General features: G+C 71.9%; 9 protein-coding genes and 2 pseudogenes. 7 read left to right on the top strand and 4 right to left on the bottom strand.

Annotation, left to right across the window (positions count from 1 at the left end; all coding sequences use genetic code 11):
• Positions 1-239, bottom strand: a 239-nt coding sequence (locus AB1285_RS25615; protein ID WP_429978159.1) for a hypothetical protein, incomplete at its 3' end; no start/stop codon positions are given.
• A 1,032-nt stretch (positions 240-1,271) separates the two neighbouring features.
• On the opposite strand from AB1285_RS25615, the gene AB1285_RS25610 reads away from it, so the two are divergent.
• The gene (locus tag AB1285_RS25610) at positions 1,272-1,895 is read left to right on the top strand and encodes a hypothetical protein (protein ID WP_429978158.1); all 624 of its coding nucleotides are present in this window, start codon (positions 1,272-1,274) and stop codon (positions 1,893-1,895) included.
• Between the two features lie 184 nt (positions 1,896-2,079).
• Here the strand turns inward: AB1285_RS25610 and AB1285_RS25605 are convergent, their stop codons facing one another.
• Entirely contained in the window at positions 2,080-2,445 is a 366-nt protein-coding gene (locus AB1285_RS25605; protein WP_429978157.1) for a hypothetical protein, read from the bottom strand.
• A gap of 294 nt (positions 2,446-2,739) precedes the next feature.
• Here AB1285_RS25605 and nadE point away from each other — a divergent pair.
• The 6 genes and pseudogenes from nadE (at position 2,740) to AB1285_RS25575 (ending at position 7,976) form a co-directional block, all read left to right on the top strand.
• Positions 2,740-3,584: pseudogene (nadE, locus tag AB1285_RS25600) on the top strand (ammonia-dependent NAD(+) synthetase).
• A gap of 259 nt (positions 3,585-3,843) precedes the next feature.
• Positions 3,844-4,521, top strand: coding sequence for a hypothetical protein (locus AB1285_RS25595; RefSeq protein ID WP_429978156.1), 678 nt, complete (start codon positions 3,844-3,846; stop codon positions 4,519-4,521).
• Positions 4,522-4,916: 395 nt separating this feature from the next.
• Positions 4,917-5,063 (top strand): hypothetical protein, encoded by a 147-nt coding sequence (locus AB1285_RS25590; protein WP_429978155.1) that lies wholly within the window; start codon positions 4,917-4,919, stop codon positions 5,061-5,063.
• A gap of 1,220 nt (positions 5,064-6,283) precedes the next feature.
• Complete coding sequence (locus AB1285_RS25585; RefSeq protein WP_429978154.1) at positions 6,284-6,811, top strand: AAA domain-containing protein; 528 nt, start codon at positions 6,284-6,286, stop codon at positions 6,809-6,811.
• Positions 6,739-7,173: an AAA domain-containing protein gene (locus AB1285_RS25580; RefSeq protein ID WP_429978153.1), complete on the top strand. Its 435-nt coding sequence runs from the start codon at positions 6,739-6,741 to the stop codon at positions 7,171-7,173. Before AB1285_RS25585 ends, AB1285_RS25580 begins: the two co-directional genes overlap by 73 nt.
• Positions 7,170-7,976: a hypothetical protein gene (locus AB1285_RS25575; protein ID WP_429978152.1), complete on the top strand. Its 807-nt coding sequence runs from the start codon at positions 7,170-7,172 to the stop codon at positions 7,974-7,976. Before AB1285_RS25580 ends, AB1285_RS25575 begins: the two co-directional genes overlap by 4 nt.
• Positions 7,977-7,999: 23 nt before the next feature.
• On the opposite strand, the gene upp is transcribed toward AB1285_RS25575, so the two are convergent.
• On the bottom strand, positions 8,000-8,386 hold the full coding sequence (upp, locus tag AB1285_RS25570; protein ID WP_429978151.1) for a uracil phosphoribosyltransferase: 387 nt from the start codon (positions 8,384-8,386) through the stop codon (positions 8,000-8,002).
• 103 nt (positions 8,387-8,489) lie between these two features.
• A pseudogene (locus tag AB1285_RS25565) lies at positions 8,490-8,633 on the bottom strand (uracil phosphoribosyltransferase); the annotation flags it as partial.
• Between the last annotated feature and the right edge of the window lie 197 nt (positions 8,634-8,830).

The following is an 8,830-nucleotide window of genomic DNA, read 5'->3' as shown; positions in this document are numbered from 1 at the left end:
GATGCCGAGGAAGCGGCGGTCGCCGCGGCGAAGGCGGAGCTCGCCAGGGCGCGGGCAGCCGAGGTGCTCCGTTCCTCGATCGCCGCGGCCACACGCGCGGCGGCGGCAGCGGACGAGGCGCCGCCACGGAGGAACGGGCACGCGCGGCCTGTGCCCGGCTCGGCGTCGAGACCGACGACCTCGACGCGTGGGATCGCGGAACGGACGCGTGAGTCCGGGATCTGGGAGCGCGCCGTCACGCTGGAGGCACAGGCGCCGTCCCGCGCCACCGAGCGCGGGACGGCGGAAGCGGCTGTCGTCGCCGCCGAGCGCCGGTGCGAGGACGGGCAGGCGGAGCGCGCTGCCCTCCCCGGGCGGATCGCGGCCGCAACCCTGGAACGGGAACGACGCCCGTCGACTCGCCGACCGCATCGCGGAATGGGAGAGCGTGCGCATCGCCGCGGCCGTTCGCCGCGAAGCCGCGGTAGAGGCGGAGACCCTGCAACAGGAGTGCACCTCCGCCGAGCGGGTCCTCGCCGAGGCGACGTCTGCACAGGCCGCCGCACAGTCGGCTCTCGCTGACCTGCGGCAGCGCCGGATCGACGGCATGGCGGGGGAGCTGGCCTCCGCCCTCGTCGACGATCACCCCTGCCCGGTGTGCGGTGCGCGAGAGCACCCGGCCCCGGCAGACCACGGCGCGACGGTCTCCGCGGAGGACATCGCGGGCTGCGGAGGTCCGGAGGGACGAGGCGGCGCGGCGCGAGCAGCAGGCGGCGTCGACCTGCACGACGTTGCAGGTCCGACTCGCCGCGGCCACGGCGCGCTGCGGACGGACGGGACGTCGAGACGGCGGGAGCCGAGCTCGATGCCGCCCTTGCCGCGGAGAAGGAAGCCCTTGCCGCCGCCGAGACCGCGCGGCGACGCGATGTCGTCCTCGCCGAGCTCCGCGAGCAGCAGGACGCCCTGGAGCTCCGCCCGTGTCAGGACGAGGCGGCCCTCGCCGCAGCCCCGCGAGCAGCTGGCTCTGGTGGTCCAGCGAGACGATGACGCCGCAGGGCGATCGACGAGGCGCGAGGGGAGCTACGCGTCGGTCGCCGAGCGGACGGCGGAGACGACCGCCCACCTCGCCGTGGCCCGACGCCTCCGGGACGCCGAGCCGAACGTGCGCGGAGACAGCAGGCGGCGACGGAGGCGGCCGCCGAGAGAGACGTTGCACTCGATGCCTCCGAGTTCCCCGACGTCACGGCCGTCGTGGAGGGCGTTGCGCCCGCCGGCGGTGCAGGCGGAGCTCGATGACGCGGGTGACGACGCACGCGGTGCAGCGGGAGAAGGAGCGTGCACTTCTCTTCGACCTCGAACTGCGGACCCTGCCGGAGGAGCCGATCGACCTCGCGCCCATCGAGCAGGCAGCGCTCGATGCCGAGGGCGGCGTGGACCGCCGCCGTCGACGATGGCCACGAGGACGGCCGGGCGACGCTGCGCGGCTGGCCGGCCTCATCGACGCCGCGAAGGACGAGCACGCCCGCACGGCAGAGGACGCGGCGGCGTTCGAGGTGCTCCAGGCCCTCGCCGACACCAATCGCCGGACGCGGTGCGAACACACGCAAGATGACGCTGGAGACCTTCGTGCTGGCGGCAGAGCTCGAAGAGATCGTCGACGCCGCGAACCGCTCGCCTCCACGACATGTCGGAAGGACGCTACCGGCTGCAGCACTCCGATGCCCTGGCGGCACGCGGTGCCGCGTCCGGACTCGGCATCGTGGTCGCCCGACGCGTTCACCGGGCAGACCCGCCCGCCACAGTCGCTGTCCGGCGGCGAGACGTTCCTCACGTCCCTGGCGCTCGCCCTCGGGCTGGCCGAGGCTCGTGACGGCCCGCGCCGGCGGCATCCGCCTGGACACGCTCTTCATCGATGAGGGATTCGGCTCGCTCGACGGCGACACACTCGACGTCGCGATGCGCACGCTCGACGAACTCCGGCAGGGCGGGCGCACGGGTCGGGGTCATCAGCCACGTCGAGGCCATGCAGGAACAGATCCCGGCTCAGCTCACCGTCCGCGCGCTGCCGAACGGGCCGAGCGTCATCGAGATGCGCTGAGCTCAGACCCCGTATTCGGCGCGGATGACTTCGCGCAGCTCGATGCTGCATCGGGCGATGGCCTCGCGGAAGTCGGCCAGGGCGCCGTCCTCGGCTTGGTCGGAGACGCGGCTCGGAAGGCGCGGACGTATGGGCACGCCGAACTGCCCCGCGACCCAGATGTACGCGTAGGTCTCCATGTCCACCAGTGCGGCGCCCATCGGCCGGATCACCGCCGTGACCTCGGCGTCGTTCACGAAGTGGTCACCCGTGGCGATCACGACGCCCTCGCGGCCCGTGGTCACCTGCGGCGGAAGCGAGACGTGCCGTCCGACGACGCCGTCGAGATCGATCACGTCGTGCTGCACCGCCGTCGCGATCTCGTGCACCGCGTACGGACGCCCCTTCTCGATGGAGCCCGCGGTGCCGACGACTGACGACCTCGTCGTAGGTCTTCGCGTCGAGGGCCCGGGTCAGCGCGTACGTCGCCGGCAGCTTGCCCGGGCCGAGTGACCAGACGGTCGAAGCCCGTCGAGCTCCTCGGGAGAAGGCGGACAGTTCGGACTCGAGGGCGGCGACGAGGAGCTTCACCGCTTCAGTCTCTCAGTCGCGGCTGGATACCGCGTCCTGGCGCAGTGGCGTGACCCGCTAGAAACACGGAAGGGCGATACTGGAGTGAACCGATGAGCGTGAGGACAACGTGTCGTTTGCAGAAGCAGATCGCGGAAGACCTGGGCGCCCGGCCCGACATCGACCCCGAAGCGGAGGTGGAGCGTCGCGTCGGCTTCCTCGCGGACTACCTGCGCACGACGGGCGCGAAGGGCTTCGTCCTCGGCATCTCCGGCGGACAGGACTCGACGCTCGCGGGGCGCCTCGCCCAGCTCGCGGTGGAGCGCAGTGGCGTGCGCGAGGCGGGGAGGCGACTCTTCCCTCGCGGTGCGCCTGCCCTATCGCGTGCAGCACGACGCCGACGACGCGCAAGGCCGCGCTGGACTTCATCGCGCCGGACTCGGTCGATCGAGGTGAACATCCAGAACGGGGGTCGAGGGTGTCGAGAAGGACATCGAGTCCGCCGTTTCCAGCGACATCTCCGACTTCAACCGCGGGAACATCAAGGCCCGCCTCCGCATGGTCACCCAGTACGCGCTCGCCGGGCACGAGGGTCTGATCGTGATCGGCACCGACCATGCCGCCGAAGCCATCACGGGCTTCTACACGAAGTTCGGCGACGGCGCGGCCGACGTCCTCCCGCTCGCCGGGCTCACGAAGCGACAGGGTCGCGCCCTGCTCCAGTTCCTCGACGCCCCGGAGCGCCTGGCCTTCAAGGTGCCGACGGCCGACCTCCTCGACGACCAGCCGGGGCGCAACGACGAGGACGAGCTCGGGCTGACGTACGAGCAGATCGACGACTTCCTCGAGGGCCGGGGAGGTCGACCCCGAGGTCGCCGGGCGCATCGAGGCGCGGTATCTCGCGACGCAGCACAAGCGTCATCTGCCCGTGACGCCCGACGACACCTGGTGGCGTTGACCCGGGGCGCCTCACGCGGGACCGCCCGCTTTTCGCCGTGTCGGATGCGCGGATAGTGTCGAAGCAGCCGACAGAACGGGAGAATCGTGCGGATCGACACAGAGGCGCAGCGGGTCATCTGTGAGCGCGAGCGACCTCAAGGCCGGCCGCGAGTGCGAGTTCGCCTGGTCCCGCGCGATCGATGCGAAGCTCGGTCGGGTCCCCGCGGTGGAGGAGCCGGAGGACGCGACGCTCCTCCGCGCGGGCCCAGCTCGGAGACGTGCACGAGCAGAACGTGCTCGAGCGCTACATCCGGGAGCTCGGCGACGAGCGGGTGCATCGGGTCGCCAAGGTCTCGTCGAGCGATCCTGACGCGCTGGCTGCCGCCGTCGACGAGACGTTGAGCGCTCTGCGCTCGGACGCGCTGGTCGTCTTCCAGGCGGCCCTTCGCCACCGACGAGTTCGTCGGGTTCGCCGACTTCCTCCGCCGCGATGCGCGACGGGCGTTGGCGCGTGCAGGACTCGAAGCTCGCCCCGCAAGGCCAGGGTGACCGCACTCATGCAGCTCGCAGCATATGTCGACCAGCTCGACCGGCTCGGCATCCCGCGTGCGGACGAGGTCGACCTCATCCACGGCGACAACAGCGTCAGCACGCATGCGGTCGACGACCTCCTCCCACTGTTCCGCGTGCGCCGGGCGCGGCTGCGCGCTCTGATCGCGGACCGCGCCGTGGGCCGACGGCGCGGCCGGGGGCGCCGCTCGCGTGGGGCGACGACCGCGGCGATCTGCGCGTGGTCGCCTGCGGGCGCTGCGCCACGTGCGAGGAGCAGGTGCTGGCCCATCGCGACCTCCTCATGGTGGCCCGCATGCGGCCGGTGCAGCGGGCCCGTCTGCGCGCCGCCGGGATCCTCACCATCGACGACCTGGCCGCGGCGACCCAGGCACCGGAGGGCATGAACGTCGACACGTTCGAGAACCTCGCGCCCAGGCCCGCGTGCAGCTGCGGGCGGATGCCGAGGGCGCGGGGACGTACGACGTGCACTATGCCGCGGCGATCACACCCTCCCTGTGCCCAGCCACGGGGACATCTTCTTCGACTTCGAGGGCGATCCGCTCTACACCGAGCCCGCTCCCGACGGCGAGGCCGAGTGGGGCATCGACTATCTGTTCGGCTGGGTCGACAACGCCGACCAGTACACCGCGCTCTGGGCGCACTCGTTCGCGGAGGAGCGTCGGGCGCTGGAGACACTTCCTCGATTTCGTGAAGGTGCGTCGCGCCGCCCACCCCGGCATGCACATCTATCACTACGCCCCCTACGAGACCTCCCACCTGGTCGCGATGGCCGCCCGCCATGGGTGTGCGCGAGGGTGAGGTGGACCGCCTGCTCCGCGAGGGCGTCTTCGTCGACCTGTACCCACTGGTGCTGCGCACCGTCCGCGTGGGTTCGCGGTCCTACTCGATCAAGAAGCTCGAGCCTCTCTACATGGGGAGGACGTAGCGCACGAAGCGACGTCCAGAAGGGCGACGACTCCATCGTGCAGTACGTCGCGGCGCGGGAGCTCGCGGCAGCGGGGGGCGCAGGCCGAGGCCGACGCGGTGCTCGCCGACCTCGCCGACTACAACCGCTACGACTGCGTCTCCACCCGGCGGCTGCTGCGCAACTGGCTCATCGACATCGCCCGCGCGGAGGGGGGTCACGCCGGCCCCGCCGGACGACGCGGACGAGGTCATCTACGAGCCGTCGCCGCGTTCGCTCGCGCTGCTCGGCGACGCGGAGCGTGCGGTGGAGGTCGGTGGCGATGGGCTCGTGCACCGGCTCGCGGCGGCCGCCATCGACTACTTCCCACGCGAGGCGAAGAGCTTCTGGTCGCGCACCTCCAGCGGCTGCGGGAGCCGGTCACGATGTGGGACGGCACCCGCGATGTGGTGAAGGTCGATGCGACCCGCTCGCGGGTCCGCCGGGACTGGAGCATCGGCGAGGGCCGCAGAGTCCTGTCGCGCGAGCTGGAGATCCGCGGCGAGGTGTCCCCTGGCACGACGCTCGGTCCGGGCGCCCAGCCGTTCGCGCTCTACGACGTCCCGGCGCCGTTCGACACCGATGTCCCGTCGCGCGCGGTGCACGTGCCGCACGGGGTCACGGTCGTCGAGGTGCTGGACGACGGCTATCTCGTGGCGGAGTCCGCGGTCCAGGGCAGACCTGGGATGACCTCCCCGTCGCCCTCACCCCCGCCGCGCCGCCACGGGTGGTGTCGCTGCAGCAGGCGATCGACGAATGGGCCGATGCGGTGCACGCGGCCGCTCCGGACTTCCCCCAGGACGCGGCGACCGACATCCTCCGCCGCCTCCCTCCGCGCACCGTGTCGGGGAACGCGCTCCCGGCCGCCGGCGACGACCCGATCGACGCGATCGTCCGCGGAGTCCTCGACCTCGACCGCAGCTTATCTCGCCGTACAGGGGCCTCCAGGCACGGGGAAGACCTACACGGGCTCCCAGGTGATCGCCCGGCTCGTCAACGAGCACGGCTTCCGGATCGGGCGTCGTCGCGCAGTCCCACGCGATCATCGAGACGCTGCTGGAGCGCGTCGTCGCCGGACGGTGTCGCCCCGGGTCAGGTGGCGAAGTGCCCCAAGGACGCGAACGCCGATCCCGGGTACACGGTGATCCCGAAGACCGGCATGGCCGCCTTCCTCGCGGAGCACGCAGACGGGGGGCGCCGTCGTGGGCGGTACCGCCTGGGACTTCAGCAACACGCAGCGGGTGGCCAGGGGAGAGCTCGACCTGCTCGTGATCGACGAGGCGGGACAGTTCTCGCTCGCCTCGACGATCGCGGTCGCCACGGGCGCGCAGAGGCTCCTCCTCCTCGGCGACCCGCAGCAGCTGCCTCAGGTCAGCCAGGGCGCCCACCCGGAGGCCGGTGGACACGTCCGCGCTCGGCTGGGTGATGGACGGCGACCCCGTCGTGCGCCCGGAGTACGGCTACTTCCTCGCGCGCTCCTGGCGGATGCACCCGCACGTCGCGGCTCCGGTGTCGAAGCTCGCCTATGCCGGGAAGCTCGCCTCCGCCCCCGGTACCGAGCGGCGCGCGGTCGAGGGCATCGACCCGGGCCTCCACGTGGTGCCGCTGCCGCCACCGCGGCAACGCGACCCAGTCGCCGGAGGAAGCAGAGGAGGTCGTGCGCATCGTCCGCGACCTCGTGGGCCGCGCCTTCCACGACAACGATGCGGCGGGCACCGTGCGGCCACTGACGCCGGAGGACATCATCGTCGTGGCGCCGTACAACGCGCAGCGGCAGCTCGTGCACGACGCGCTCGCCGCGGCGGGTTTCGGCGGCGTCCCGGTGGGCACGGTCGACAACTTCCAGGGCAAGGAGGGCCGTCGTCTCGATCACGACGCTCGCGGCGTCGAGTGGCCGAGACGCTCCCCGGGGCCCGGAGTTCCTGCTTGCTGCAGAACCGGCTCAACGTGGCGATTCTCCCGGGCGCAGGTCGTGGCCTACCTCATCCACTCGCCGGCGCTGCTCGACGACCTGCCGTACACGCCCGAGGGCGTCGCCCGGCTCAGTGCCTTCGCCCGCCTGGTGGGGGCCGCGGAGGAGGAGGGTTCATGACGACGACGGTTCCTGCACCGGCCGCCGACGGCACGCCGACCGAGGCGGACATCCTCCGTGCCGCCGCCGCGTGGGCCTGGTTTCCGCGCGGCAGCGAGCATGTCCGCGGCGACCTGCTCCTCGTGCGGTACCCGGAGCGGTTCGGGGGCGGCGTCAGCGGCTCGCAGGTGACGTCCGCGCGCCCCGCCGCCGAGGTGCTGGACGGGGCGCTGGAGCGCACCAGAGCCTGGGGCGAGAGCGTGTTCACGTTCTGGACGAATCCCGCACGACCGACCCCGACCTCGAAGAGGAGCTCCGACGCCGCGGTGCCGTGCACTTCGACACCGTCACCGTGTTCGCGCGTCCGACCAGTGGAGCCCGCGGTCGACGTGACGCCCGGGGTCTCCGCCGAGGTCGTGCGGGCCGTGGATCAGCTCCGCGAGGTCGATGCGATCAACGTTCCGGTCTGGGAGCAGCAGCCCCTCGACGACGACGGTCTGCGTGCCGAGTTCGCCGAGCTGACCGAGGCTCTCGATGCCGGTACCGGTTTCCGGGTGCTCGGGCGCATCGACGGACGCGCGGGTGAGCACGGGCGATGCACCATCGTCGACGGGTTCACTCGACTCTGGGGAGCGGCGACGCTCGAGGCCGATCGTGGTCGCGCGGTCTATCGAGCGGTCCTCGCGGAACGCCTGCGGCAGAGCGCCGCGCGCGGTGCGAGGACTGCGCTCGTCAAGGGCCGTGTCTCGACATCGGCGCCGATCCTCGCGAGAGCCGGCTTCACGCGCTACGGCGACGAACGCGGCTACCGCCTGGCCCTCTGACGTGGGAGCGGGCGGCGACGGCCTCAGACGGTGCCGTACAGCCGGTCTCCCGCGTCGCCAAGACCGGGCACGATGTACCCTTCTCGTCGAGGCGCTCGTCGAGCGCTCCGAGGACGAGGGGTCACGTCACGGTCGCCGGCCATCGCCTCGATCGCCGCCACACCCTCCGGAGTGCCGAGCAGGCAGATCGCGGTGACGTCCTTCGCACCGCGATCGAACAGGAACTGGATCGCGGCGGCGAGCGAGCCGCCCGTCGCCAGCATCGGGTCGATCGCGAAGCACTGGCGGTCGGAGAGATCGTCCGGAAGCCGCTCGGCGTACGTGGTCGGCTCGAAGGTCTCCTCGTCGCGGACCATGCCGAGGAAACCGACCTCCGCGGTGGGGAGGAGCTTGACGAGGCCTTCGAGCATGCCGAGACCGGCGCGCAGGATGGGGACGACGATGGGGTCGCGGCTCGGAGATCTTCACGCCCGTGGTCGTGGTGACCGGTGTCGTGATCTCGATCGGAGTGACCTTCACATTCCGGGTCGCCTCGTACGCGAGGAGCGTCACGAGCTCTTCGGTCAGCTGGCGGAAGACCGGCGACGGGGTGCGCGCGTCGCGCAGCACCGAGAGCTTGTGGGTGATGAGAGGGTGGTCGGCGACGTGAACACGCATGGATACAGGCTAATGCGCCCCGCGTCCGCGCACGACATCGGGTGCCGTGGCGGACACCGCGCGCTGACGTAGGCCTCGGGGCATGACCGCCGCCGACCGCCGTGCGATGCAGCGTGCCCTCGAGCTCGCCGCCGAGAGGCCGCGGAACGCCGCGGAGATCCCGGTCGGCGCCGTCGTCCTCGATGCCGACGGGAATT

This window comes from Microbacterium sp. NRRL B-14842, from assembly GCF_050470785.1.
This window is presented reverse-complemented; position numbering and strand designations above follow the sequence as displayed.

Coding starts and splice junctions, on each gene's coding strand:
- AB1285_RS25610 (WP_429978158.1), top strand. CDS start 1,272: ATGACGCGGGTGACGACGCACGCGGTGCAGCGGGAGAAGGAGCGTGCA.
- AB1285_RS25590 (WP_429978155.1), top strand. CDS start 4,917: ATGGGTGTGCGCGAGGGTGAGGTGGACCGCCTGCTCCGCGAGGGCGTC.
- AB1285_RS25575 (WP_429978152.1), top strand. CDS start 7,170: ATGACGACGACGGTTCCTGCACCGGCCGCCGACGGCACGCCGACCGAG.
- upp (WP_429978151.1), bottom strand. CDS start 8,386: ATGCTCGAAGGCCTCGTCAAGCTCCTCCCCACCGCGGAGGTCGGTTTC.